This window comes from Yersinia enterocolitica, assembly GCA_002082245.2.
Classification (GTDB): Bacteria; Pseudomonadota; Gammaproteobacteria; order Enterobacterales; family Enterobacteriaceae; genus Yersinia; species Yersinia enterocolitica_E.
On sequence record NBTC02000002.1, the window covers coordinates 2832640 to 2859150 of the forward strand.

The following is a 26511-nucleotide window of genomic DNA, read 5'->3' on the forward strand; positions in this document are numbered from 1 at the left end:
AAAAATTAATTATCTAAGCCCAATAGATTTCCAGATGAAGGCAACAAGTGCCACCAGCAGACCTGCAAGTTACAAGATAACGGGGATATGCCCTCAATCATCAGAGTTGCAGACTAATAAGATTCCTACCAAATAGCCATCAATGTCGGTAACTTCCAATAAAATCAGTGGGATTAACCTGCCACAACTGTGAACTTCTGCGCGTTATCCTAGGGCGTTTTCTGCCAAACTTCACACTTTGTTGTAGCAATTAATTAAAGTTACATATTCTTTTGCGATACATGTCGAATAGATTTTAATGGAGAAAGCCATGATCACGCGTCCGCTGACGTTATCTCTTCTTGCCAGCCTGATTGCTGTCGCGACTTCAATGTCTGTAGCAACTGCTGCTACCGTTGATTTGCGGGTATTGGAAACCACCGACCTGCACAGCAATATGATGGATTTTGATTACTACAAAGATAAACCTACCGAAAAGTTTGGTCTGGTGCGCACTGCAAGCCTGATCAGTGCTGCCCGCCAACAAGCAACCAACAGCGTACTGGTGGATAACGGTGACCTGATCCAAGGTAGCCCGCTTGGTGACTATATGGCAGCCAAGGGATTGAAAGCCGGAGAAATTCACCCAGTCTACAAAGCAATGAATACGCTGGATTATGCGGTGGGGAATATCGGTAACCATGAGTTTAACTACGGTCTGGATTATCTGAAAAAATCGCTAGCTGGCGCAAAATTCCCCTATGTGAATGCCAACGTGATTGATGTGAAAACCGGTAAGCCGCTGTTCCAGCCTTATCTGATTGTCGACACGCCAGTGCAAGATCGTGAAGGTAAAACCCATAACTTGCGCATTGGTTACATTGGTTTTGTCCCGCCACAAGTGATGATATGGGATAAAGCAAATCTGAGCGGAAAAGTGACCGTTAACGACATCACTGAAACGGCCAAAAAATGGGTACCTGAGATGCGCAAGCAAGGTGCTGATTTGGTGGTGGCTATCCCGCACTCTGGGCTTTCCAGTGATCCTTATAAAACCATGGCGGAAAACTCAGTTTATTATCTCAGCCAGGTTGCGGGGATCGATGCCATCATGTTCGGCCACGCCCATGCCGTTTTCCCCAGTAAAGATTTTGCCGCCATCAAAGGTGCTGATATCGCTCAAGGCACCTTAAATGGTATTGCAGCAGTAATGCCGGGCCAGTGGGGTGATCATCTGGGGGTGGTCGATTTCGTCCTGAATAATGATAAAGGCCCATGGCAAGTTACTGGAGCCAAAGCTGAAGCACGCCCAATCTATGATAAAGCAGCACAAAAATCGCTGGCAACCGAAGATGCCAATCTGGTAAAAGTGCTAGCAGCAGACCATCAGGGTACTCGTGACTTCGTCAGTCAGCCGATCGGCACAGCATCGGACAATATGTACAGCTATCTGGCACTCATCCAAGATGACCCGACAGTGCAGATTGTGAACAATGCTCAACGCGCCTATACCGAACACTTTATTCAAGGCGACCCCGATTTAGCCAATTTGCCGGTACTCTCTGCCGCTGCCCCCTTCAAAGCCGGCGGGCGTAAAAATGATCCCGCCAGTTTCGTTGAAGTGGAAAAAGGCGAGCTGACCTTCCGTAATGCCGCCGATCTCTATCTGTACCCGAACACACTGGTGGTGGTGAAAGCCAGTGGGGCAGAAGTTAAGCAATGGTTAGAGTGCTCTGCCGCGCAATTCAATCAAATTGATGTGACCAGCAGCAAGCCACAATCGTTGATTAACTGGGATGGTTTCCGTACTTATAATTTTGATGTTATCGATGGCGTGAAATATGAAATCGATGTCAGCCAACCTGCGCGCTATGACGGTGAATGCGCACTGATCAACGATAAAGCCGAACGGATTAAAAACCTGACATTTAATGGCAAACCTATCGATCCGAAAGCCACATTCCTGATTGCGACCAACAACTATCGGGCTTATAGCGGTAAATTTGCCGGTACGGGTGACAGCCATATTGCATTTGCTTCTCCTGATGAAAACCGGGCGGTACTGTCAGCTTATATCAGTGCTGAAACCAAGAAACACGGGCAAGTTACCCCACAGGCTGATAATAACTGGCGTCTGGCAACGATCGACAGTAAGCAGCCACTGGATATCCGCTTTGAAACGTCACCAAGTGCTAAAGCCGCTGAATTTATCAAGCAAAAAGCGCAGTACCCGATGAAAGCACAAGGTACTGATGAAATTGGCTTTGCCGTTTATCAAATCGACTTACAGAACAAATAATCTCGGATAACAGCGCTTCAACGCGCTGTTACTTTTCACAAGTACCTCTTTGTGGTTATATCGCAATCTATAACATGTATTTATTATGCATGTTATAGGCGTTTAACTATTCAATGAGGTGTCATTATGGATTACCGCAATCAGTCTCTCGGTGCCCTGGCTATCGCTATTCCACGAGCCACAAAATTATTCCGTCACCACCAGCTCGATTTCTGCTGTGGTGGTAAACAGACACTGCTACGCGCAGCCAATAAGCTGAACCTGGATATCGATGAGCTGGAAGCACAACTGAGTGCCTTGCAATCCGAGCCTCAGTCATCTGAAGATTGGCAACAGCAGTCGCTGGCTAATATCATCGATTTTATTATCAGCCGCTACCATAACCGCCATCGTGAGCAGTTACCGGAATTAATTCTGATGGCGGAAAAAGTTGAACGGGTACACGGCGAGAAACCAGCCTGTCCGCGTGGACTGGCGGTTGAACTTACTGCAATTTTAGAAGAGCTAACCCAGCATATGTACAAAGAGGAACAAATTCTGTTCCCAATGATAACCCGTGGTATGGGGTCTCAGGCTGGTGGGCCAATATTTGTGATGGAAGCGGAACACGATGCAGTTGGGCAGCAGCTAGAAGTGGTAAAACAGTTAACACAAAATGTCACCCCACCAGAAGGAGCCTGCAATACCTGGCGGGCACTCTACACCGGTATCAATGAATTCATAACTGATCTAATGGAACATATTCATCTGGAAAACAATTTGCTGTTCCCGCGCGCGCTAAAAGGCGAATAATCTCGCTATTGGTCATGGCCGGCATCAATAAATGCAAAAGGGCGACATCACGCCGCCCTTTCTGGTTTCACCGCATGCAGAAATTACAGAATTTCCAGCAGTTCCACTTCAAACATCAATGCGCTGAAAGGTGGAATAGTCGCACCCGCGCCACGCTCGCCATAAGCCAGGCCGTGCGGGATGTACAACTTCCACTTAGAACCTACTGGCATCATGGATAAGGCTTCAATCCAACCAGGAATAACACCACTGACCGGGAATTCTGCTGGCTGGCCACGTTCAACTGAGCTATCAAATACCGTACCGTCAACCAGACGGCCCGTATAGTGCACACGAACACGGTCCTGGCGGGATGGGATCGGGCCTTCGCCAGCCTGTAACACGGAGAACTGTAAGCCAGACTCAGTGGTGGTCACATCATCACGCTTGGCATTTTCTTCTAAGAAGGTTTTGCCTTCTTCTACCAACGCACTCTGGCGATCAACACGCACTTTATCAGCCTTTTCGTGCACTTCTTGTAGTGCGCGATGTATTACATCAACCGGGACGGTCGGTGCATTCCCTTCCATCGCGTCACGCAAACCTGCCAACAGTGCTTCTGGCAATAAACCTTCCAGCCCGGACTCTTGCAATTGCTGCCCGATTTGTAAACCAATTCCGTAGCTCGCTTGCGCTTCAACGCTATCAAAAGAAGGGGTCGTCATGGATTTTCCTTTAGTCACTCATCATATTGAAGCTGCCAGCATAACAGCAGCAGGGGAGCGCGGTAAAATCTTGCGTCGTGAATGATGACTTTTGTCGAAGAAAAAGAAACAATGACACCCCGCGCGTGGACCCCGTTGAATGGCTCAAGCCAGTGATTCGGGTAATTAAAAGCACCCAACAAACCGTAGTTTGGAAGGTAACGGGGATAAAGGTATATACTTAGAAGCCTATGGGGTTACCGCCCATATTTAATTTTATGTTGTTTTACGTTGTTGAAGAGAGGTTACCATGGGCAGAATCGCGCCCAGGAGAAGGAAGAATAATCGGGTTTATCAACCACTGCTGCACACCTGGCTGACGATTAGGCAGAAGATCATGCCGGATTCTAAAGCTGCCGATGAGCAAAACCTGATGTCTGAAATCAGTGCGCCTGAGCACACAGCCTCTGCGGAGAACGTTGTTACTATCGAAGATAGCGTTTCTGCAAACGTTAATGTGCCCCCTGAATCCGTGGCAACCGCCACAGCAGAAAAAGGGATCAAAGGTCTGCTGCTGAAAATCTGGCATTTGCCGGACAGTTTCGAATGGATGGAACCTTTGCCTCTGTTCCATCGCCGCTGGGTTATTGTCGCCACCGCTGTATTGCTGCTGGCACTGCTGTGGCCCGCATCGCGGGATAACACCAACCTTTCCTTCCCAGTGAGCGCGCCGTCCAGCAGCGCGCCACTACAAGCCCAATTACAGGGCAATCTTGATGCTCCGCCACCGCCAACGGTGGCGTCTCCCGAACCCGAACCACCGACTTTGACGCAGGGAAATTGGCAAAGTTATCAAATTCAATCAGGGAAAACACTGGCACAGTTATTCCGTGATAATAACCTGCCGGTCAATGAAGTTTTTGCGATGGCACAGGTTGAGGGTAGCGATAAGCCATTGAGTAATCTGAAAGCTGGGCAAGAAATTAAAATTATGTTGGACGCTCAAGGTGTAGTTGCCGCACTGGCCATTGAAACCACCAATAATACAGAAGTGCTGTTTACCCGGCAGAGCGATGGCAGTTATCGTCGCGACCGTTAAGCGCCGTTATCCATAGCCACTTTTGTCCTGCCCGTTACCTTCTTTGATATTGTCACGTCGTCTCTTCCGAATTAGGTTGTTTTCTGGATGGTTAACGCCATCCACCATTGATAACCACATTCATATACCCAATAGATTTCAAGATGCAGCCAGGCGACAAGCGCATAGAACCCGATGAGCGTCCCCAAGAGTCATGACTATCGCCAACACACCAGCAGCCTGAAAGATAGCGGGGAGAAATAAAGGGAGTGACTATGATATGAAATACAAATTACCTTTTTTAATGCTATTCACCTCGTTTGGTACCTTAGCTCAGTTGCATTGCCCGCCAGTGGATACAATTAAACAGATTGGTGGAGTTTACAGTGCACCTGCGGCAGGTAATGAAGAATGGGTTGGCATATTACAAGGTACCCTTCCACCAAACAGTTCAGTTAAAAATTTTAGTGAAGCGCTGATCATCATTGATAGTGATAAAAACAATATCGTTGGACAGGGTGAGTTTCAAAAGTGTACCTATAACTTGCAGGCGCAAGGTAGGCAGATAGATATGTTCTACGGTAATAAAACTTGGCCAGTATCGGTCAATGGGCAACCACTCTGGGTGTACCAACAAAATCCTTTTCTAGAAATTTACCAGTGTTCAGGTGTTGCCGCCGAAGAGTGCAAGTTTGAAATTTTAGCGGCGGGTTAAGCTTTTAGTGTTGAGCCAAACATGCAGATGGCTATTTTCATCAACCACCAGATAGCAAAACGCCAGCACGAGGCTGGCGTTTTAGCAGGTTAACAGCAGCGTAACTTACGCTTCTGCAACCACGATCACGTTCAGTTTAGCGAACACGTCGCTGTGTACCTGGAAGTGAACTTCATGATCACCTGTGGTACGCAGAACGCCATTCGGCAAACGAACTTCGCTCTTGGTAACTTCAACGCCAGCCGCAGTTACTGCGTCAGCGATATCACGAGTACCGATAGAGCCGAACAGTTTGCCTTCATCGCCAGATTTAGACGCGATGGTGACACTGCCCAGTTCGTTAATTTTGGTTGCGCGAGCTTCAGCAGCAGCCAGAACGCCAGCCAATTTGGCTTCCAATTCTGCACGGCGTGCTTCAAAGAACTCTACGTTTTTCTTCGTTGCCGGAACAGCTTTACCTTGTGGAACCAAGAAGTTACGAGCATAGCCCGCTTTAACGTTCACTTGGTCACCCAGGCTGCCCAGGTTTGCTACTTTATCAAGCAGAATAACTTGCATTACCTTATCCTCTCAAAGTCGTTAATGGACAGTGGCCGATTACTGATGACGATCAGTGTACGGCAACAAAGACAGGTAGCGTGCGCGCTTGATACAACGGGCGAGCTGACGCTGGTATTTTGCGCGAGTACCGGTAATACGGCTCGGGACAATTTTACCACTTTCAGTGATATAGTTTTTCAGCGTAGCGATATCTTTATAATCAATCTCTACAACGCCTTCCGCGGTAAAACGGCAGAACTTGCGACGACGGAAATAACGTGCCATTTGGCTAGTCTCCAGAATCTATAAATTCAATCTGCTCGGCATGCAGAACCAATTTGTTCAGCCCATTGCGACCTTGATGGCAGCTAATGAAGCCTTCAACGGTTAACTGACTGCCGACCGTTATACTGTGAGTTAATGCTTGTGACTTTTGTCCGCTGACAATAACCGGCATTCTGCACCATGTTTGTCGGCTAAATCCGGCTTCCTGCTGTGTTGATCGGTGCTCAAGCACAAATTGACAATGCGGAATACCAGAAGGACTTACTTTTCGAACCGGCGTCTTGCACACTGTGCCAGAAAGTACCAGACGATTAGTGGTCACCACGGCAATTACTCTTCAGAATCCCCAGCTTCAGAATCATCATTGGCTTCTGATGCGAAGTCGTGACGCTCACGGCGTTCGTCTTTCGCTTTAACCATTGGTGATGCTTCAGTTACCGCGTGTTTAACGCGCATAACCATGCTACGGATAACGGCGTCGTTGAAGCGGAAGTTTGTTTCCAGCTCATCGATCGCTTCCTGCGGGGCTTCAACGTTCAGCAGAACGTAGTGAGCTTTATGCAGTTTATTGATCGGGTAAGCCAGTTGACGGCGGCCCCAGTCTTCCAGACGGTGAATGGTACCAGCAGCATTAGTGATAGTTGCACTATAGCGCTCGATCATGCCCGGAACCTGTTCGCTTTGGTCAGGATGGACCATAAAAACGATTTCGTAATGACGCATCGATTATTGCTCCTTACGGATTATTCAGCCTCCTGATAGGGTCAACCGCGGCCCATGGAGGCAAGGAACGTGTTTGTGTGCGGCTGAAAAATGACGCGTAACTATACTTGCGGGCGGTTTGAAACTCAAGAACTGACGGGGATTTATTCTTGTTCTGGCCCTTACTTCGCTAAAAAGGCATTTTTTGTTCATTAAATAACCAATGGATGTAGATCCATTAGTCTATTAAATCTTTCAATAAAATCATTGGCTCAGTGAAAATATCATTCATTTTTTTTGACCAAGTGAATCAATTACTACGTATTTTTAAATTAACAAAAGCGACTAGAATTATTTACATCCACCGCATATTAAGCGGTAGCGTTAATGGAAAGTTATTCAAAGTATATAAACATACTCTAAATAATTCGAGTTGCAGGAAGGCGGTAACTGAGCAAATCCTCAGGAGCTTACACCAGTAAGTGACTGGGGTGAACGAAGGCAGCCAACGCGCCTGCTACTTGAAGTATGACGGGTATAAAATATTGGAGTCACCTATGAGACATACACTCATCATCGCAGCCACAGTCAGTTTGCTCTTATCCGCCAACACGTTTGCCGCCACAGAAATCAGCCGCCAGGAAGCGATGCAGCAGCAGCGTGTCAGTATCGGCGAGATCTCTCTTAACCATAATGTGGTGTCACCGGATGACGCCGTGGCACAAATTAGCAAAATGGCTGATGAGCGCGGCGCTACGGCATACCACATTACTCAGATGCATGAGCCGGGTAGCAACAGCTCAATTCGGGTCAATGCTGAGATTTACCGTTAGACGCAGCAGTATAGATACAACACCGGTGAATACGACGACCAACAACCAAAAAAGCCCTTTGATATGCCCTTGCCCCCAGACCTTTGGGGGCTTTTTTATAAGTGGCTGCTGAAGAATGTGACTCCAGCCTTTAATGCACTTGGGGTAATTTTGTGGCCAATACCGGCCTCGGTAATATAGGTTAGCTGATTAGCGCGCCCGCTAGCCCTTAACGCCTGTACCAATCGCGTACTTTCTGCTGCTGGCACCACTTCATCAGCCTCGCCATGCCAGACCAATAAGGGCCGCTCTGCAATCTTTTCTAACTGATGGTTCAGTTCATAATCCGCCAACGGCGCTAAACGGCGCTCAAATTCAGCAGCGTTGACCGGCTGCCCCGCTTTCAATGGCGGAAACAGTGAGCGGGCCAGTGAGGTAAAATCACCTGACCCCATAAAGTCTGCGGCCACTTTCACCCATGGATAGCGAGCAAACGCCCCCAATGTGGTCATACCGCCCATTGATGCACCCGCCACGCCAATGCGATCACCGTCAATCAATCCTGCTTGTTGATAATATTGTTTAATCGCAGGCAACTCATCAATGTTTGATTTCAGGATCTCCCAGAAATAGGATAAGCGCTGTGATTCATCACCGTTAAACCGCGCACCGTGCATATCCGCATCTGGCAAGATGGTGCGAAAACCGGCTTGTGCGAAGGCATAGGCGAAGTAGGAATAGACCTCTTTCGATGAGGTGTAGCCATGATAGAAAAAAATGGTCGGTAGCTGCTGCTGGCGTTTACCCGCAGGGGTAGCATGAATCACCTCAATACCATTAATATTTTCCAGCGATATCTCAATCATGGCAAAAATCCTTTATTGATGCAGCGGCGCGTAAACAGGAAAAACCAGCGTAATATACCCAAGGAACAAGGCAGTGTGCCAAAATGAGGATATAAAGTCTTAAATCAATTTCTTCCAAGATATTACGCTTCACCTTGGGGTTTTACGGTAACCGCGCCGTTGATAAAGAGGCAATAAATGAAGATAAAACGTGTGATGGGGGTTTTGCTGCTGGCGCTCGGGCTTTCGGGTTGTAGTGTTTTGCATACGACACCAGCCCCCCCTCCTGCAATCCAGCCTTATGCACAAGAAATTACCCGCGCCCAGAGCCTTAATTTGCAAAAAGTAGGCACCGTCTCAGCACAGGTATTTGGTAGCCCGATGGATATAGAAGCCGAAATTCAACGTAGGGCTAATGCCAGTGGCGCGCCCTACTATTTGATTATTATGTTGTCCGACAGCATTTATCCCGGCACCTGGTATGCCAACGCACTGCTGTATAAGTAACTCATTGCTGCTGACTGCTGATTCCCCTATTGAAAGCCGCTGCCGCGACTGAGCAGTCGCGCGCAAACCGCTTCCGGCAGCATATATTGATCACGGTGATCCAAGGTCATGCGGCACCAGGCATCGGCCAGTGGTGGTGAGGCAAAACGCAGTAGCTGAGAAGCACAACACAGATCGAACAGTTGCTGAGTTAATGCCCGCCCTTGTTCCTCTTTGGGGTTTTTCAGCCGCTGCTGTAATTGCCGCCACGCACGATCAAACAATCGATTCTGCCCGCGAACCGGATAGAACTCCTGCTGTAGCATCTCAAGGGCTGCCGGTAGTTTGCGAAATGTGCGCAACACATCAAGGCACATAATATTGCCGGAACCTTCCCAAATACTGTTTACCGGCATTTCACGATAGAGCCGTGGCAGTTCACTCTGCTCACAATAGCCAATCCCACCCAGCACCTCCATCGCCTCGGCAACAAACCCACTGCCTTGCCCACATACCCGATATTTAGCCGCAGGAGTGAGTAGACGGCTAAATATCTTCTCATGAGCCTCATCTGACTTTCCCCAGGCGCTAGCTAAGCGCATCAGCAGTGCTGTATGCCCCTCCAGACGCAATGCCATGCGGCTCAGCACTTGTCGCATCAAAGGTTGGTCTACCAGTGGCTTACCAAAGGCCTGCCGCTGCCACGCATGATACAGCGCGACGGAAAAGGCACGCCGCATCAGACCATGGCTACCCAGCGCACAATCAAAACGGGTATAGCCCCCCATTTTTAAAATTTGGCGCACACCGTCGCCCTCATCCCCCAATAACCAAGCAGTCGCATTATCAAACTCAACTTCACTGCTGGCATTGGAGCGGTTGCCAAGTTTATCTTTCAGCCGTTCTAATCGAATGGCGTTATAGCTGCCATCCGGCAATATTTTAGGCAGAAAGAAGCAGGATAGCCCGCCATCGGTCTGCGCCAACACTAGGTGTGCATCACTTTGTGGTACCGAGAAAAACCACTTGTGCCCCACCAGACGATAAGCCTCACCATTGCCCCGCCCCTCCAGCGGCTCAGCCCGGGTAGTATTACTGAGTACATCGGAACCACCCTGTTTTTCTGTCATGCCCATTCCTATCAACAAGCCCCGTTTCTGGCTACCAATGGACTGATGGGGATCAAAGCGATCAGAAAGTAGTGGCGATAGCCAGTTTTGAAATAGTGGTGGGAGTGTTTGCTGTAGTAGTGGGATAGCACCAAAGGTCATGGTTATTGGGCAGAGCGTGCCCGCTTCCACCTGTGCATGCAGGATAAAACGCGCCGCACGGGCGGCAAAAGAACCGATTCGAGCATCTTCCTGCCACGGTAGATTATGCAGGCGATGATTGACCAGCTCTTGCATTAACATATACCACGCGGGATGAAATCGCACTTGGTTCAACCGCTGCCCGGCAGCATCGTAGCGCAATAACTCAGGAGGATTGGTGTTTGCCAGCCGCCCAAGTTCAAGAGACTCCTGTGATCCCAATTGTAGCCCGATCAAAGAGAGAGTCTCTCCATCCCAACCAGCGTGTTCACGCATCACTGCTTCCCGCAACGCCATGTCAGACAAAAATAAATTACTGTTCGACAATGGCTCCGGCTGATTGAAAACCAAGTGAGTCTGCCACTCCATACCTTCCTCCATTTCGGTATTCTATCCTTCGTACCTGAAGCCGCAGGGGTGTTAGCTACGCTTACTCACCCGAATCACTCACCGTCGTGCGCTCATCAGGACTCGTTCACTTGCCGCCTACCTGCAACTTCAGTTACTTTGGATATAACTGTACCATCGGCATTCATAAATCAGGGTTAAGTATGGTGCAGGCGCGAATTTTTGCTGGCAGGCTCATCACAAACGGGGATGAAAGCCCTATATATCACTGATGATTTAATTAAAATTCCTATAAAAAAGCCAGCATCCGTAAATGCTGGCTTTCTGAACTCAATAGCAAAAGAGATATTACGCTTTCAATGCTCGCTGGCGCACAACTTCAAATAAGCAAACCCCAGTGGCAACCGAGACGTTTAGCGAAGAAACCGTACCCGCCATTGGAATACTGATCAGTTCATCGCAATGCTCACGGGTCAAACGGCGCATGCCTTCACCTTCAGCCCCCATCACCAGCGCCATCGGGCCAGTCATTTTGCTCTGATACAAGGTGTGGTCTGCTTCACCGGCAGTGCCAACAATCCAGACATTGTGTTCTTGCAGTAACCGCAGGGTACGCGCCAGATTAGTCACTTTAATCAATGGCACATTCTCAGCGGCACCACTGGCCACTTTCTTGGCAATAGCATTAAGCTGCGCCGAGCGATCGCGTGGCACAATAACCGCATGGACACCGGCGGCATCGGCGCTACGCAAACATGCCCCGAGATTATGCGGGTCAGTTACGCCATCCAGCACCAGCAAGAACGGCATATCCACACTTTCCAGCAGGGCAGGTAAGTCATTTTCCTGATACTGACGCCCTTCACGCACTCGCGCTACGATCCCCTGATGGACACCCCCTTCAACCTGAGAGTCCAGCCATTGGCGGCTAGCCACCTGAATCACTAAACCGGCAGCTTCCAGTTCCGCGACCAAAGGTTGCAGACGGCGATCGTCACGACCCTTCAGAATAAAAACTTCCAGGAAACGTTGCGGATCATTGTCTAGCAGGGCTTTGACGGCGTGAATACCGTAAATAATTTCGCTCATGATGCTCTTTTATAAATGATTAAGTATTAATAAGTAAACGAATGCGGGCGACCGGGGCCGCCCGACAATCAGCAGGCCATTACTGGTCGCTGCTGGTTTTCTTCTTCGCACGCTTGGCCTTGGTGGCGGCGGCAATTTTTTTGGTTTTAGCGGACGCTCGTTTTGCTTTCGCTTTGGCTTTTTTCTCAGCCAGTGCTTTATCGTCTAGTTTAGCGGCGGCATCTGCTGGGCGGAATGCACTATCCGGCTCGAAGTTCACTGGTTTTTTTGCCCGACGAGGCCGTTGCTGCCCACCACCGGCTGGCGCGCCATCACGGCGCGGAGCACCAGATGAACTACCACGCCCACCACGACCGGTTGAGGTATCACGCATCGTGCGCTGCCCATCAGCTTTCTTCGCCTTATCACGGGCTGTTTTACCCTCACCGCGCGGCTTACGGGTACTGGAGACCAGAGCAAAGTCAATTTTGCGCTCATCCATATGTACCGCCTCAACCCGAATTTCTACGGTATCACCCAAGCGGTAAACCTGACCTGAGGATTCGCCGATCAGACGTTGGCCGATGTTGTCGTAACGGTAATAATCATTATCCAGGCTGGAAACATGCACCAAACCATCAATAAACAGATCATCCAAACGCACGAAGAAACCAAAGCCGGTAACACTGGCAATGATCCCGGTGAAGTCTTTACCAACCTGATCCTGCATAAAATCACACTTCAGCCAGTCCGCTACGTTACGGGTAGCTTCATCAGCGCGGCGTTCAGTCATTGAGCAGTGTTCGCCCAATTGCAGCATATCTTCGTATTCACTGTGCCAGCCACCGGTTGGTGTCCAGCGCTCTTTCTGATTGCCTTGCTCTTTGGCGAGCTGGTACTTGATAGCGCGGTGCATCGCCAAGTCAGGATAACGGCGGATTGGTGAGGTGAAATGGCCATAAGAGGCCAATGCCAGGCCAAAGTGACCCCGGTTTTCTGGATCGTAAATTGCCTGTTTCATTGAGCGCAGCAACATGGTTTGCAGCATTTCATGGTCCGGGCGATCGGCAACTTCATCCATCAGTACAGCGTAATCTTTCGGCTCGGGCTTCAAGCCGCCACCTAAGGTCAGGCCTAGCTCATTCAGCACGCTACGCAGTGCGGAGATATGGTCATCACTTGGGCGGTCATGTACACGGAACAATGCAGGTTCGTTGTGTTTTTCGACAAAACGAGCGGCTGCAATATTCGCCAAAATCATGCACTCTTCAATCAACTTATGCGCGTCATTGCGCACCGTCGATTCAATACGTTCAATGCGCCGTTCAGCGTTGAAGATAAACTTGGCTTCTTCGGTTTCGAACGCGATACCACCACGCTCAGCACGGGCCTGATCCAGCGCTTTATACATGGTATGCAGTTCTAACAGATGCGGCACCAGCGGCTTATATTGCTCACGCAGTGTCTCTTCACCATCAATAATCCGCCACACTTTGGTGTAGGTCAGACGTGCGTGGGAGCTCATCACTGCTTCGTAGAACTTATACGACGACAGCTTACCCTGTGAGGAGATGGTCATCTCACACACCATGCACAGGCGGTCTACCTGCGGATTCAGGGAGCAAAGGCCGTTTGAGAGCACTTCCGGCAGCATCGGAACCACTTGCGACGGGAAGTAAACCGAGTTACCACGGCTGCGAGCTTCATCATCCAGCGCGGTGCGTGGGCGCACATAATAGCTGACATCAGCAATCGCCACCCACAAGCGCCAGCCACCACCGCGTTTCTTCTCACAGTAAACAGCATCATCGAAGTCGCGGGCATCTTCACCATCAATAGTGACCAATGGCAGGTTGCGTAAATCCACCCGCCCTTTCTTCGCCTCTTCCGGTACTTGTTCTTTCAGATCCACAACTTGTTTTTCAACTTGTGGCGGCCAGGTATGGGGGATCTCATGGGTACGCAGTGCGATATCCACCGCCATGCTGGTACCCATATTTTCGCCGAGCACTTCAACAATCTTACCTACCGCTTTAGTCCGGCGGGTCGGGCGCTGAGTCAACTCGACCACCACCATATAACCCATCCGCGCACCGTTGATTGCCTCTGGCGGGATCAGAATGTCAAAACTCAATCGACCATCATCTGGCACCACAAAACCGGTGCCGGCATCAGTAAAGTAACGACCAACAATCTGGCTGGTTTTCGGTACTAATACACGCACGATACGTGCTTCACGGCGGCCTTTGCGGTCTGCGCCAACTGCTTGGGCCAATACCACATCACCATGAATGGCGGTTTTCATCTGTTCTGCGGAGAGATACAGGTCGTCTTTACTGCCTTCAACGCGTAAAAAGCCGAAACCATCACGGTGACCAATAACAGTCCCACGCAGTAAGTCGAGACGCTCAGGCAAGGCGTAGCACTGACGACGGGTGAAGACCAATTGCCCATCGCGCTCCATAGCGCGCAGGCGGCGACGCAGTGCCTCTAAAGGCTCTTCGCCGGTTAAATTAAGTTCATTGGCCAGCTCTTCACGGCTGGCAGGTGTTTCGCGCTTCGCGAGATGAGCCAAAATGAATTCCCGACTAGGGATCGGTGACTCATATTTTTCTGCTTCTCGTTCCAAGAATGGATCTTGTGACATTGCGGTTCCTCCGTTGTCAGCAGCAGGTCTTATACCCTGCGTACTTGAAGCCGCAGGGGTGTTAGCTGCGCGCTCTCACCCGAATCACTTACCAGTGTAAGCTCATCGGGATTCGTTTACTGGCTGCCTACCTGCAACTCCAAGTTCTTTGGGTATATATATCTTTGATTAAGCAAAAATCTACTCAACAAGTAACAGTTTGTAGAGCGGGGAATTATCTTTAACCATGTCAGCCAAAGTATAGTTATCCAGCTCGTTAAGGAAACTCTGTACCGCCTGATTAAGCACTTGTTTCAGGCGACAAGCGGGTGTTATGTGGCAAAAATCACTACTGCAATTCACCAGAGACAGTGGCTCCAGTTGGCGCACAACATCACCAATTAGAATTTGGTTAGCCGGTTTACCCAACCGTATACCACCATTTTTGCCCCGCACAGCGGTCACCAGACCGACACGGCTCAACTGATTGATTATTTTAACCATATGATTGCGAGACACACCATATACCTCAGTTACCTGAGAAATGCTGGTCATTTGGCCTTCCGGTAGCGAGGCCATATAAGTAAGCGCCCGCAAACCATAATCAGTAAAACTTGTTAACTGCACGTATACCCCTGAGTATCAATTTACCCGGCTTAACCCCATCGGAAATAACACTTTTTGGATAGGTTATAAGTGCGATTCCAAGTGTGATTCAGAAAACTCATATCCTACATAACTCGAGTTACAGGAAGGCGGCAACTAAGCGAATCCCCAAGAGCTTACATCAGTAAGTGATTAGGGTGAATGAAGGCAGCCAAACACACATGCAACTTGAAGTATGACGGATATATTCTTTGAATGATAAACCAGCCATAAAGCTTGCGGCTAATCATTTAGGTGAAGGGTGGCGCTTTTGGTATAAAACGGCATATCCGAGGTCACTTCTGCATCTCATTATACCCAAAATAGCTGACTTTGCAGTTAACAATGTATTTAGGGTATATACCCTAAATAATTCGAGTTGCAGGAAGGCGGCAAGAGACAGACAAATCGGTCGGGAACCGATTTGAACAGCATTTATGCTAGCCCGTAGGGTGAACCTCAAGGATGAGGCTCATTAACCCCGATGAGCTTACATGAGTAAGTGATTCGGGTGATTGAACGTAGCCAACGCACATGCAGCTTGAAGTATGACGGGTATAAACAATAAACCGGACCTAAGCCCGGTTTATTAAAGTCTGAATTCTGACTATTTGGCGGTTAGCCACTTAATCATAAATCAAACGAATCATGCATCAAATGGGTCGCGCAAGATCATGGTTTCTTCACGATCAGGACCGGTAGAGATAATATCAACCGGAACACCGGTCAGCTCTTCTACTCGTTTGATGTAGTTCAGGGCTGCCTGTGGCAACTTGCTATGTTCTTTCACACCAAAGGTGGTTTCTGACCAGCCTGGCATGGTTTCGTAAATTGGCTCGATACCTTCCCAACCTTCAGCAGCCAGTGGGGTAGTATCAACTTCGCGACCATCTGGCATGCGGTAGCCAACACACAGCTTCACTTCTTTCAGACCATCTAACACGTCCAGTTTGGTCATACAGAAACCAGACAGGGAGTTGATCTGCACGGCGCGACGCACTGCAACGATATCCAACCAACCGGTACGACGGCTACGGCCTGTTGTTGCGCCATATTCGTTACCTTGCTTACGCAGGAATTCGCCAGTTTCATCATTCAACTCGGTAGGGAATGGACCTGCACCTACACGGGTGGAATAAGCTTTAACGATACCTAAGACGTAATCAACATAACGTGGACCCAAGCCAGAGCCGGTGGCTACGCCACCAGCAGTGGTGTTAGATGAAGTTACATACGGATAAGTACCGTGATCGATGTCCAGTAAGGTGCCTTGTGCGCCTTCGAACATGATCAGATCACCGCGCTTGCGGGCGCTGTCCAGCAAGTCAGAAACATCAACCACCATGGCAGTCAAAATATCAGCAATAGCTAATACTTCATCCAGCACTGTTTGGTAGTCAACTGCATCAGCTTTGTAGTAATGCACTAACTGGAAGTTGTGGTAATCCACAATTTCTTTCAGTTTGATAGCGAAGGTTTCTTTGTTGAACAAATCACCGACGCGCAGACCACGGCGGGCAACTTTGTCTTCATAAGCAGGACCAATACCACGGCCGGTAGTACCAATAGCTTTTTCACCACGTGCTTTTTCACGCGCATTATCCAAAGCCACATGATAAGGCAGGATTAATGGGCATGCTTCGGAGAGTAACAGTCGCTCACGTACAGGCACACCGCGCGCTTCAAGCTCTGTCATCTCTTTCATTAAAGCGTCAGGTGCCAATACAACACCGTTGCCGATGATGCTGGTTACGTTTTCACGCAGAATACCTGAGGGAATTAAATGAAGAACGGTTTTCTCACCGTTGATAACCAAAGTATGGCCAGCGTTGTGACCACCTTGATAGCGCACAACATAATTAGCCCGTTCAGTCAGCAGGTCAACGACCTTGCCCTTACCTTCGTCACCCCATTGGGTGCCCAGTACGACGACGTTCTTACCCATCTCAAAAATCACCAGGTTGCTTAAAAAAGGATTCTAACATCTCATTCGGCTGCTTTCAGTACTTTTTAACACATAACTGAACAATTTTTGTGCTTACATTCAGCCACCCATGCGGCTACGCAACATGTAGTAGATAACCACACCAGCAACCACTAATCCGCCACCAAAACGGCGCAAAGTGGCATCCGGTAATTGGGTCATCGCCTGAATCATTTTGCGCCAGGCTTTGGGGTACAGCATCGGGCCAAGCCCTTCGAGCACCAAAACCAGACCCAATGCTAACAAGATGGTTGAATTCATTATTTGTCTCAAATGGAAAAGGCCCGCGTTAACGGGCCTTATTGTTACGGTCAAGACGAGCTGTAACGACAGCCGTTATGGACGTTTGCTGGAGTTATCCGGCGACCTCATATAACGGAAGAAATCGCTATCCGGGCTCAGAACCATCACATCATTGCCGCTGTTAAAGCTGTTTTCATACGCACGCAAGCTACGAATGAAGGCATAAAAGTCTGGGTCTTTACTGAATGCGTCAGCAAACAGACGAGCTGCTTCTGCATCACCGCCACCACGAGTAATACGCGCCTGACGTTCTGCTTCTGCCAGTGTACGTGTTACTTCATAGTCAGCTGTTGCACGCAACTTCTCTGCTTCTTCCTGACCTTGTGAACGATGACGACGGGCTACCGCTTCACGCTCAGCACGCATACGTTGGAAGATAGCATCAGACACTTCAGCCGGTAAGTTGATCTGCTTGATTCGCACGTCAACGACCTCAATCCCTAGCGCTGCCATACTGTTAGGGTTAACCGCAGGCTGTTTGCCACGGGTTTCCTGCTCAACACGGGCTGCCGCAGAGGCAATTGCATCATCAGCTTCGGTGGTCACAGCTTCATCACCCACACTACCGGTGTTCAGCGCATCACGGACATCTGAAGTCAAACGCCCACGTGAGTCAGTAACGATGTCACGCACGTTCAAACGACCAATTTCAGAACGCAAACGGTCACTAAACTTACGTTTCAGCAGCACTTCGGCCTGAGAAACATCACCACCACCGGTGGCCAGATAGTAACGACTGAAATCGCTGATACGCCATTTCAAATAGGAGTCAACAATCAGGTCTTTCTTCTCGTTGGTAACGAAACGGTCAGCCTGGTTGTCCATGGTTTGAATACGGGCATCCAACCTTTTCACGGTTTCGATAAACGGTATTTTGAAGTGCAAGCCCGGTGCATACACCAGCGGCTTGTTATCACTATCACGTAATACCTTGCCAAAGCGTAGCACGATGCCGCGCTGGCCTTCCTGTACCACAAACAGAGAAGCGTAGAGTGCGATTAACACCACAACGACGATAAGTAAAAAAGACTTACGCATTGGTTATTCTCTCCCTACGCGAGTGGAAGTATCACGCTGAGCATTCGCCCGGCGCTGATCCATGATAGAGCCACTGGTTGAGCTGGTATTGGCGTTGCTTGCACCAGACTCTTGACTGCTATTAGCAGAAGAAGGCGGATTCAGACGAATCAGGCTTGTGTCTTTATTGCCATCCGCTGCCTTATCTGCACCTTGGCCGCGCAGCATTTGGTCCAGTGGTAACACCATCAGACTATTACCCTTATCACTCGCTAGTACTTTGCGGGTATGACCGAGGACCTTCTCCATCGTTTCGATGTATAGACGCTCACGGGTAATTTCTGGTGCCGCCTTATACTCAGGCAACAACTTAGCAAAACCTGCGACTTCACCCTGCGCTTCCAACACTTTACGTGCGGCATAAGCACGCGCATCTTCTAACAGACGCTGCGCCTGACCATTCGCCCGTGGTTGGACTTCGTTGGTATAAGCTTCCGCTTCACGAATATACTGTTGTTCGTTTTCACGGGCTGCAATCGCATCATCAAATGCCGCTTTAACTTCTTCTGGTGGACGCGCCGCCTGGAAGTTAACGTCCAGCAGCGTTATACCCATATTGTATGGACGAATAGTTTCTTCCAGTACACGTTGAGTATCGCTACGAACGATGGTACGGCCTTCGGTGAGGATTTTGTCCATGGTGTATTTACCAATAACACCACGTACTGCGCTGTCAGTTGCCTGACGCAAGCTGTCGTCCGGGTTAGTCACGCTAAACAGATAAGCGGCCGGATCAGTCACACGGTACTGCACGTTCATTTCGACGCGAACCACGTTCTCATCAGAAGTCAGCATCACGCCGGACGCTGCCAATTCACGTACCGATTCAACGTTAACTGGCGTTACTTCATCGATAAAGGTCGGTTTCCAGTTCAAACCAGGCTGCACAATGTGGCTTAATTTACCCAAGCGAGTAACGACACCGCGCTCGGCTTCTTTAATTGTATAGAAACCACTTGCCGCCCAGATAACTACCACAGCAACCACAGCAATGCCCACAATCCGGCCACTGAAACCAGGGCCTCTTGTCGTACCACTGTTATCATTGCCGCTGCCGCCACCTTTACCACCGAGGCTACTCAGTTTTTTGCTCAGTTTTCGAAAGATATCATCCAGATCAGGCGGCCCTTGGTCACGACCACCTTTATTATTGTTATTTCCGCCAGAGTTGCCGCCATTATTATTGCTGCTCCCCCACGGATCGCGGTCCTGTCCGTTATTACCGGGCTGATTCCACGCCATGTTTTAGCTCCATTCTTCTATGATTGGTTTTCTTCAGGCCAAGAGCACATGCCAAAGAAGCTGGCTCTTAATCTCACAAAAAAGGTCAAATAATCAACTAATTAGCCACACCGACTAATTAATAATATAACTGACCAAATCTTGCTCTTGTTTACAGAGACGACGCCAATCAACGATAGGCATTCTGACCACCATACCGACGTTTCCGTCCTCGTCTATCCACTCTTTTTCAATTGCCTGAAGCTGGTAAAAACGGCTACGTAGACGACCTGCCTGAGGTGGCAAACGTAATTCAAAGTGTGCGATCTCACCTGAAAGACGCTCCGTCAACGCTTGAAATAGCAACGAGATCCCTGCGCCGGTTTGGGCCGAAAGCCAAACTCTGACTGGCAGATTGTCTTCGTTGCGATCAATTCGCGGGACAAAATCATCCAACAAATCAATTTTATTCATTACTAATAATGTAGGTATTTCATCCGCTTCGATTTCTGCCAAAACAGAATCAACTGCGGCCATATTCTCGGTTACCCGAGGGTCTGCTGCATCAATAATGTGTAACAGTAATGAGGCTTGCCGTGTTTCTTGTAATGTCGCTTTAAAAGCAGCGACCAAATCATGCGGCAAATGCCGGATAAAACCTACCGTATCCGCCAACACTGTATCACCCACATCCGCCACATTAATACGGCGTAAAGTAGGATCCAGCGTGGCAAATAATTGGTCAGCCGCATAAACATCAGCTGCCGTAATTTTGTTAAACAGGCTGGATTTACCGGCGTTGGTATATCCCACCAAAGATACTGTCGGAATTTCAGCACGGGTACGCGCACGTCGCCCCTGCTCACGCTGCTTTGCCACCCGCTCCAAACGGCTCAAAATCAAGCTGATACGGTCGCGTAACAAACGGCGGTCGGTCTCCAACTGGGTTTCACCTGGCCCTCTAAGGCCAATCCCCCCCTTTTGACGCTCAAGATGCGTCCAGCCACGTACCAAACGGGTCGCAATATGGCGTAATTGCGCTAATTCGACCTGTAATTTACCTTCATGGGTACGGGCCCGTTGGGCAAAAATATCTAAGATTAGCCCAGTACGATCAATGACCCGACACTCACACAAACGCTCAAGATTTCGCTCTTGCGCTGCGGAAAGGGCATGATCAAACAAGACGACAGACGCGCCACTGGCTTTCACCGCGTCAGCAATTTCTTCGGCCTTTCCTTCACCGACAAAATACTTAGGGTGCGGTGCTTTGCGACTACCCGTCACAATTTGCAAAGCTTCTACGCCCGCAGAAGATACCAGCGCTTCAAATTCACGCAGATCTTCTGAGTTTTTGTCTTGCGAGAAATAGATATGAACCAGTACGGCCTGCTCACCGGCTTCATAGCGGTCAAACAAACGTGCAACCTCTCAAACGGATTAAAACCGCTAGTGCGGAGAACATAAACCCGAATCCGTTGTTTATGTTCCCCGTCATGGTCGACCAGCAATGCGCTTTATTCAGCGTCATCGCTATCCTGCTGCGGTTGTTGCGGCGCAGACGGATTACTACCATGATAATTATTGGTGCTTCCACTCGGCGTATTGCTGTGATGCGAAACCGGGCGAGAAGGCACTACAGTAGAGATGGCGTGTTTATAAACCATCTGGCTGACTGTGTTTTTTAACAGAATGACAAACTGATCAAAAGACTCAACTTGGCCCTGCAGTTTAATGCCATTCACTAAATAAATAGAAACCGGAACCCGTTCACGACGCAATGCGTTCAGGAACGGATCTTGCAAAGATTGCCCCTTAGCCATTCTATATTTTCCTTATTTGCTTGTTGTTTTTAACTAAGAACCTATCGGCTCGAAAATAAACTGCGTAAAAAAAATCCGCGCGTTGAGTACTAATCAATTGTACACAATCATTCAACCTATGCACTAACAACCTGTATTACAGAGTCTAAAGCCTCTCCCGGCTTATCACTGTCGAGCCACTGAACTGAACTCCAGCCCCGTAACCAAGTCATTTGGCGCTTTGCCAGTTGACGTGTCGCACAAACTCCACGGTAAACCATTTCGTCGTAATCAATCTCACCGGACAGATAAGACCACATCTGCCGGTATCCCACACAACGAATGGCAGGCAAATCCGTATGCAAATCACCGCGGTCAAAAAGCGCCCTAGCCTCTGTTTCAAACCCTGCATCCAGCATCTGATGAAAACGTAATTCAATCCGCTGGTGCAACAGTTCCCGGCTAACAGGCGCAATCGCAAATTGGTGAACCCGATAGGGTAAGGTTTCACCCGAAATTTTAGTCAGTTCCGTTAAAGTTTTACCTGAAATAAAAAAAACTTCCAGTGCTCTAGAGAGCCGTTGGGGATCATTAGGATGAATTCGCGCCGCAGCAACTGGGTCTATCTTGGCCAATTGCTGATGCAATGCCTCCCAACCCAGCTCAGCGGCCTGCTGTTCAATATGCTCGCGCACTTGTGGGTCTGCGGGTGGCAACGGAGATAATCCTTCCAACAGCGCTTTAAAATACAGCATGGTCCCCCCCACCAGCAGCGGAATTCGCCCGGCAGCGGTAATATCGGCCATCACTTTCAATGCATCTTTACGGAAATCAGCGGCTGAGTAGGATTCAGCCGGGTCACGGATATCAATCAGCCGGTGTGGTGCTAACGCCAGTTCTTCAGCACTGGGTTTCGCCGTGCCGATATCCATGCCACGATAGATCAAGGCAGAATCGACGCTGATTAACTCCACAGGTAACCGCTGGCGAAGCGCAATGGAGAGCGCTGTTTTACCACAAGCGGTAGGCCCCATAATAAAAATTGCCGGTGGCCGGTCTAGATTTTCAATATCATTCATGTGTTAGGGTTGCCAATGCAGCCTTTATATCAATAGGTTGTAATAATCCAGCAGGCGGTGATTGCACCAACTGCGGACAAAGACGTTCCACATCCGTCAATAACTGTATCGCTTGAGACATATTCCAAACCTCATGTTCGCTGCCAAGGTGGCGGGCAATCCATGTGGCCAGAACATCTGGCGATATCTCTTCATGCTGCGACAGATAGCCTAACAGTTCCGGTATCAGTTTTTGTAAATTTTGTTGGCGTAATGGTAAAGATACCGCACGTAAAGTGGCTCTTGTCTGCTCAACGGTCAATTCTATCCCCATAGTAACCAATAAGTTCTGATGGCGCAGACAGGCTGCGGCCTCATTCTTATCTAATGTCAGTTTTAATGGAATAAGTAATGGCTGAGGGCGTAAACCCTCGGCTGGCGGATTCAGTTGAGCTTGTTTCAGCCAGCGCTCGGCAACAGTCAGTGCCAATAATGCCACACCTTGCTTATATTCAATCAAAGCATAGCAAGGTGGGAATACCGTTAATACTCGGCCAAAGCTGTAATAATCACCATGAAGTGGTTCATCTGCTGATGCAAAGCGCGGGGCTGGCACCGATGCAGGCTGTTCTACGGCTTGGCTCACAGCGGCGGGTTGCACCAATTGACGATACAATTCGCCTTGCTGCTTTTGGTAGGGTTGCCCAGCGCTATAGCCAGGTGCTGCCTGTTCACGGGCAGGAGACCGCGCTGCCGCTAGCGTGGGTTCTGAAGACGATACTTTATCTGAAACCCGTGTCCGTTCTGCCGCTGGCGCTTTTGCAGGCTCTGGTTGCGCATATTTATTCCCCCCCGCCGCCACACGGTTTTCCGGCTGCCAGCGGGGTGCTTCTATCTCTTCACCATCTTCATTGATATTTAGCACTGGCGAGGCAGTCTGCTGTAAAACAGTGGTAACAGCCTGATAAATAAAGTCATGTACCAACCGCGCCTGATGGAAACGCACCTCATGTTTCGCCGGATGCACATTTACATCCACCTGATGCGGATCAATATCCAGATACAAAACATAAGCGGGTTGTTGATCATCTTTGAGTAAATCTTGATAGGCCTGACGGATAGCGTGATTAATCAACCGATCACGCATCATGCGATTATTGACGTAACAATACTGCATTTCACTGAGTGTACGACTGGCGGCAGGATCAGCCACCCAACCACGAATAGTCAAATCACCATGTTGCCAGGAAATGGCCAGTGCATGCTGCAAAAAAGCCGGGCCACAGATGCTCGCCAGCCGACGCTCGTGCTGTGAAGGGTCAGGGGCTGCGCGGTACTGACGCATTAACTTACCGTTATGACTCAGGTTTATTGCCACATCAAAGCGCGCCAGCGCAATGCGCCGCACCACTTCATCAATATGACCGAACTCGGTTTTTTCAGTGCGCATAAATTTGCGGCGCGCTGGCGTGTTATAAAACAGATCCAACACTTCAAGAGTACTCCCCACCGGATGCGCCGCTGGCTTGATAGTGACGGCCATATCACGCCCTTCCGCATAAGCCTGCCAGGCTTCATTTTGTTCGGCAGTGCGGGAAGTCAGAATCAGACGTGAGACTGAACTGATACTGGCCAGTGCTTCGCCACGAAAGCCCATGCTGAGGATAGCTTCCAGATCTTCTAGCGAACTTATCTTACTGGTGGCATGGCGCGCCAGCGCCAGTGATAAATCTTCTTTGCCGATGCCGCAGCCATTATCGCGGATACGAATCAGTTTGGCGCCACCCCGTTCAATATCGATATCAATCCGGGTAGCTCCTGCATCCAGACTGTTTTCTACCAACTCTTTAACCACCGACGCAGGCCGCTCTACCACTTCACCGGCGGCAATTTGGTTAGCAAGCTGTGGTGGCAGAATATGAATCGGCATAGCAGTTCCTTTCGCTTACGATTGTGGAATCGTGAGGGTTTGCCCTAGCTGGACATTACCTGACTTTATCTTGTTCGCCCGCTCAATCTCACTCATCGACACGCCATATCTGGCCGCAATGGCTGATAGCGTATCACCGCGTTTTACCAGATGTTTTACTGTTTTGTTTTTAGCAATTGTTTGGTTTTTTGGTGCCGCTGCCGTTACCGTGCTGCCCAATGCCGGCACTTTCAAACGCTGCCCCACCCACACCACATCATTTTTCAGCGTATTATTTTGCCGCAATAGCGCCATGCTGACACCGTATTGGCTCGCAATGCCGGATAAGGTTTCACCACGTTGTACTTTATGGATTTGGCTTTTCCCTGTCGCCACAGGCTTGACGGCAGAAACTCTGCCGCTTTGCGCATTGCTGACAATCGGTTCTGGCTGATTAACATTTGAACGCTGCACTGAAGAATCAACCGCCGCTGTTTCTATTAGCGGACGGTTTTCGACCTTTGGGTCGGCTTGTAGCGGATGCGCGAGGAAATAACTGCGCAAGCCTTTATAAATGGCCTGAGCAATCTTCTCCTGATACGCGCTACTGCCAAGCAGCCGCTCCTCCGTACTATTACTGATAAAGCCGGTTTCCACTAATAACGATGGAATATCCGGTGAACGTAACACCCCAAGACTGGCGTGTTCAGGCCGACGTTTATGAATGTCACCTACTGTTTGTAGCTCACGCAGCACCTTGGTCGCTACGTCATAGCCCACCCGCTGGGAGTGGCCGAATTGCAGATCCAATACTGCCTGACTCAAATAGGGGTCTGACGCGGTATTCGCCAACACGTCACCGGCACCACCGAGCAATTCAGATTGTTTCTCATGCTGTTCCAGCCAGTTGCCCATTTCACTGTTAGCACGGCGATTTGACAGAACCCAGACCGAAGCCCCAGTAGCACTGCGGTTAGGTGCCGCATCCGCATGAATAGAAACCAGCACGTTAGCCCCCTGCTTACGGGCCACGTCCGAACGGCCCATCACCGAAATGAAGTAATCGCCATTGCGGGTTAAAACCGGTTTAAACATCGGGTCGCTATTAAGCAATGCTTCAAGTCGGCGGGCGATGGCAATCGTGACATTCTTCTCTTTCAGGCCATTTTGCCCGATTGCACCTGGGTCTTGCCCACCGTGACCGGCATCGATTGCCACCACTACACGATCACTATTAGCAACACGGCTGGCTTTAATCGGGCGGGCGGTATTGGTGGTGACGGTATCACTGCTGACAACCACGGTCGGCTTATTGTTAAACGGGTTTTTAGCCTCCGATGTGGTGTTTGAACTGGTCACGCGCGGTGTCGTATTCACGTTATTGACCGGCGGCGTCAAACGCCCAGCATTCGGGCTAGGGGTATTGGTTTGGCTGAGTGGCCTACTGTTTGGGCTTAACGTGTTGTTTGAGCTTAACGTACTGTTTGAGCTTAACGTATTGTTCGGGCTTAACGTGGTTTGTACCTGACGAGCAGGGGCGGCTGCGGTCATGGTAATGACCACCGTGTAGTTACTGCCCGACTGCTGTGTCACCGCGCGGGTTTTAACTTTTTGCGTCAATTCCAGCACCAGACGGGTGCTTTGCTCATCTTTCGGGGTACTGGAACGAATTCTTTTCAGCAGATTCTGCCCACTGAACTCCAAGGGTAAACCAGAGAGATTACCGCTTTGGCGGACATCCAACACCACTCGCTCAGGCGAACTCAACGAGAAAAAGGCATAAATCGGTTTACCATCAAAACTGAGCGTCACCCGGCTTTCCGTCGGGCCATTGTTCACCTTAATATCGGTGAGTTTCATAGCCAAGGCGGAAGGTAGGCTTAATAAACTCACCATAACCAACATGACTGCGGTAAACGATCGTTGGTAGCGATTTATTAGCAT

At 49.4% G+C, this 26511-nt stretch carries 26 protein-coding genes and 3 pseudogenes; 8 read left to right on the plus strand and 21 right to left on the minus strand.

The genetic code is table 11. The annotated features are described in order from the left end of the window. Positions 1-298 precede the first annotated feature (298 nt). Both cpdB and A6J66_014415 read left to right on the plus strand, forming a co-directional pair. Positions 299-2278: a bifunctional 2',3'-cyclic-nucleotide 2'-phosphodiesterase/3'-nucleotidase gene (gene cpdB, locus A6J66_014410; protein PNM25269.1), complete on the plus strand. Its 1980-nt coding sequence runs from the start codon at positions 299-301 to the stop codon at positions 2276-2278. A 126-nt stretch (positions 2279-2404) separates the two neighbouring features. Further along, positions 2405-3070 (plus strand): iron-sulfur cluster repair protein YtfE, encoded by a 666-nt coding sequence (locus A6J66_014415; GenBank protein PNM25270.1) that lies wholly within the window; start codon positions 2405-2407, stop codon positions 3068-3070. Between the two features lie 83 nt (positions 3071-3153). On the opposite strand, the gene A6J66_014420 is transcribed toward A6J66_014415, so the two are convergent. Continuing rightward, entirely contained in the window at positions 3154-3774 is a 621-nt protein-coding gene (locus A6J66_014420; GenBank protein PNM25271.1) for a peptidylprolyl isomerase, read from the minus strand. Between the two features lie 289 nt (positions 3775-4063). Here A6J66_014420 and A6J66_014425 point away from each other — a divergent pair, with 289 nt between their 5' ends. Continuing rightward, positions 4064-4852 (plus strand): lysine transporter LysM, encoded by a 789-nt coding sequence (locus A6J66_014425; GenBank protein ID PNM25272.1) that lies wholly within the window; start codon positions 4064-4066, stop codon positions 4850-4852. A 259-nt stretch (positions 4853-5111) separates the two neighbouring features. Then, complete coding sequence (locus A6J66_014430; protein PNM25273.1) at positions 5112-5546, plus strand: DUF3757 domain-containing protein; 435 nt, start codon at positions 5112-5114, stop codon at positions 5544-5546. Between the two features lie 105 nt (positions 5547-5651). Here A6J66_014430 and A6J66_014435 read toward each other — a convergent pair whose 3' ends face one another. From A6J66_014435 to A6J66_014460, 6 genes and pseudogenes are all read right to left on the minus strand, one after another. Further along, entirely contained in the window at positions 5652-6104 is a 453-nt protein-coding gene (locus A6J66_014435; GenBank protein ID PNM25274.1) for a 50S ribosomal protein L9, read from the minus strand. A gap of 39 nt (positions 6105-6143) precedes the next feature. Continuing rightward, entirely contained in the window at positions 6144-6371 is a 228-nt protein-coding gene (gene rpsR / locus A6J66_014440) for a 30S ribosomal protein S18 (protein ID PNM25275.1), read from the minus strand. A gap of 4 nt (positions 6372-6375) precedes the next feature. Next, positions 6376-6696: a primosomal replication protein N gene (locus A6J66_014445; protein PNM25276.1), complete on the minus strand. Its 321-nt coding sequence runs from the start codon at positions 6694-6696 to the stop codon at positions 6376-6378. Positions 6697-6701: 5 nt separating this feature from the next. Next, positions 6702-7094, minus strand: a complete 393-nt coding sequence (locus tag A6J66_014450; GenBank protein PNM25277.1) for a 30S ribosomal protein S6 — start codon at positions 7092-7094, stop codon at positions 6702-6704. A 13-nt stretch (positions 7095-7107) separates the two neighbouring features. Next, positions 7108-7287: pseudogene (locus A6J66_014455) on the minus strand (hypothetical protein). 141 nt (positions 7288-7428) lie between these two features. Further along, positions 7429-7617 (minus strand): annotated as a pseudogene (locus A6J66_014460) (hypothetical protein). Between the two features lie 13 nt (positions 7618-7630). Here A6J66_014460 and A6J66_014465 point away from each other — a divergent pair. After that, positions 7631-7906 carry a DUF1471 domain-containing protein gene (locus tag A6J66_014465; protein PNM25278.1) on the plus strand — a complete coding sequence of 92 codons (276 nt, stop codon included), beginning with the start codon at positions 7631-7633 and terminating at the stop codon, positions 7904-7906. Between the two features lie 95 nt (positions 7907-8001). Here the strand turns inward: A6J66_014465 and A6J66_014470 are convergent, their stop codons facing one another. Then, positions 8002-8751, minus strand: a complete 750-nt coding sequence (locus A6J66_014470; protein PNM25279.1) for an esterase — start codon at positions 8749-8751, stop codon at positions 8002-8004. Between the two features lie 177 nt (positions 8752-8928). On the opposite strand from A6J66_014470, the gene A6J66_014475 reads away from it, so the two are divergent. Next, positions 8929-9237, plus strand: a complete 309-nt coding sequence (locus tag A6J66_014475) for a biofilm peroxide resistance protein BsmA (protein PNM25280.1) — start codon at positions 8929-8931, stop codon at positions 9235-9237. A gap of 26 nt (positions 9238-9263) precedes the next feature. Here the strand turns inward: A6J66_014475 and A6J66_014480 are convergent, their stop codons facing one another. Next, a complete protein-coding gene (locus A6J66_014480) occupies positions 9264-10907 on the minus strand; it encodes an isovaleryl-CoA dehydrogenase (protein ID PNM25281.1) in 1644 nt (547 codons plus the stop codon). Here A6J66_014480 and A6J66_014485 point away from each other — a divergent pair. Next, positions 10878-11075: a hypothetical protein gene (locus A6J66_014485; protein PNM25282.1), complete on the plus strand. Its 198-nt coding sequence runs from the start codon at positions 10878-10880 to the stop codon at positions 11073-11075. The genes A6J66_014480 and A6J66_014485 overlap by 30 nt on opposite strands. Positions 11076-11222: 147 nt before the next feature. On the opposite strand, the gene A6J66_014490 is transcribed toward A6J66_014485, so the two are convergent. Then, positions 11223-11963, minus strand: a complete 741-nt coding sequence (locus tag A6J66_014490) for a 23S rRNA (guanosine(2251)-2'-O)-methyltransferase RlmB (protein ID PNM25283.1) — start codon at positions 11961-11963, stop codon at positions 11223-11225. A 79-nt stretch (positions 11964-12042) separates the two neighbouring features. Continuing rightward, entirely contained in the window at positions 12043-14589 is a 2547-nt protein-coding gene (locus A6J66_014495; GenBank protein ID PNM25284.1) for a ribonuclease R, read from the minus strand. Between the two features lie 75 nt (positions 14590-14664). On the opposite strand from A6J66_014495, the pseudogene A6J66_014500 reads away from it, so the two are divergent. Then, a pseudogene (locus A6J66_014500) lies at positions 14665-14757 on the plus strand (methionine aminopeptidase). A 12-nt stretch (positions 14758-14769) separates the two neighbouring features. Here A6J66_014500 and A6J66_014505 read toward each other — a convergent pair. The 10 genes from A6J66_014505 to A6J66_014550 all read right to left on the minus strand — a co-directional run bounded on the left by A6J66_014505 (position 14770) and on the right by A6J66_014550 (position 26469). Beyond that, a complete protein-coding gene (locus A6J66_014505) occupies positions 14770-15195 on the minus strand; it encodes an HTH-type transcriptional repressor NsrR (protein ID PNM25285.1) in 426 nt (141 codons plus the stop codon). Between the two features lie 664 nt (positions 15196-15859). Beyond that, positions 15860-17158 carry an adenylosuccinate synthase gene (locus tag A6J66_014510; GenBank protein PNM25286.1) on the minus strand — a complete coding sequence of 433 codons (1299 nt, stop codon included), beginning with the start codon at positions 17156-17158 and terminating at the stop codon, positions 15860-15862. A gap of 99 nt (positions 17159-17257) precedes the next feature. Continuing rightward, the gene (locus A6J66_014515) at positions 17258-17458 is read right to left on the minus strand and encodes a DUF2065 domain-containing protein (protein ID PNM25287.1); all 201 of its coding nucleotides are present in this window, start codon (positions 17456-17458) and stop codon (positions 17258-17260) included. Between the two features lie 75 nt (positions 17459-17533). Continuing rightward, positions 17534-18538, minus strand: coding sequence for a protease modulator HflC (locus tag A6J66_014520; protein PNM25288.1), 1005 nt, complete (start codon positions 18536-18538; stop codon positions 17534-17536). A 3-nt stretch (positions 18539-18541) separates the two neighbouring features. Further along, positions 18542-19819 carry an FtsH protease activity modulator HflK gene (locus A6J66_014525; protein ID PNM25289.1) on the minus strand — a complete coding sequence of 426 codons (1278 nt, stop codon included), beginning with the start codon at positions 19817-19819 and terminating at the stop codon, positions 18542-18544. Between the two features lie 114 nt (positions 19820-19933). Further along, a complete protein-coding gene (locus tag A6J66_014530) occupies positions 19934-21217 on the minus strand; it encodes a GTPase HflX (protein ID PNM25290.1) in 1284 nt (427 codons plus the stop codon). A 98-nt stretch (positions 21218-21315) separates the two neighbouring features. Beyond that, entirely contained in the window at positions 21316-21621 is a 306-nt protein-coding gene (locus A6J66_014535; protein PNM25291.1) for an RNA-binding protein Hfq, read from the minus strand. Positions 21622-21737: 116 nt separating this feature from the next. Continuing rightward, positions 21738-22679 (minus strand): tRNA (adenosine(37)-N6)-dimethylallyltransferase MiaA, encoded by a 942-nt coding sequence (locus tag A6J66_014540; protein ID PNM25292.1) that lies wholly within the window; start codon positions 22677-22679, stop codon positions 21738-21740. Continuing rightward, positions 22672-24588, minus strand: coding sequence for a DNA mismatch repair endonuclease MutL (locus A6J66_014545; GenBank protein PNM25293.1), 1917 nt, complete (start codon positions 24586-24588; stop codon positions 22672-22674). Before A6J66_014545 ends, A6J66_014540 begins: the two co-directional genes overlap by 8 nt. Before the next feature lie 15 nt (positions 24589-24603). Further along, the gene (locus A6J66_014550; GenBank protein PNM27023.1) at positions 24604-26469 is read right to left on the minus strand and encodes an N-acetylmuramoyl-L-alanine amidase AmiB; all 1866 of its coding nucleotides are present in this window, start codon (positions 26467-26469) and stop codon (positions 24604-24606) included. Positions 26470-26511 lie beyond the last annotated feature (42 nt).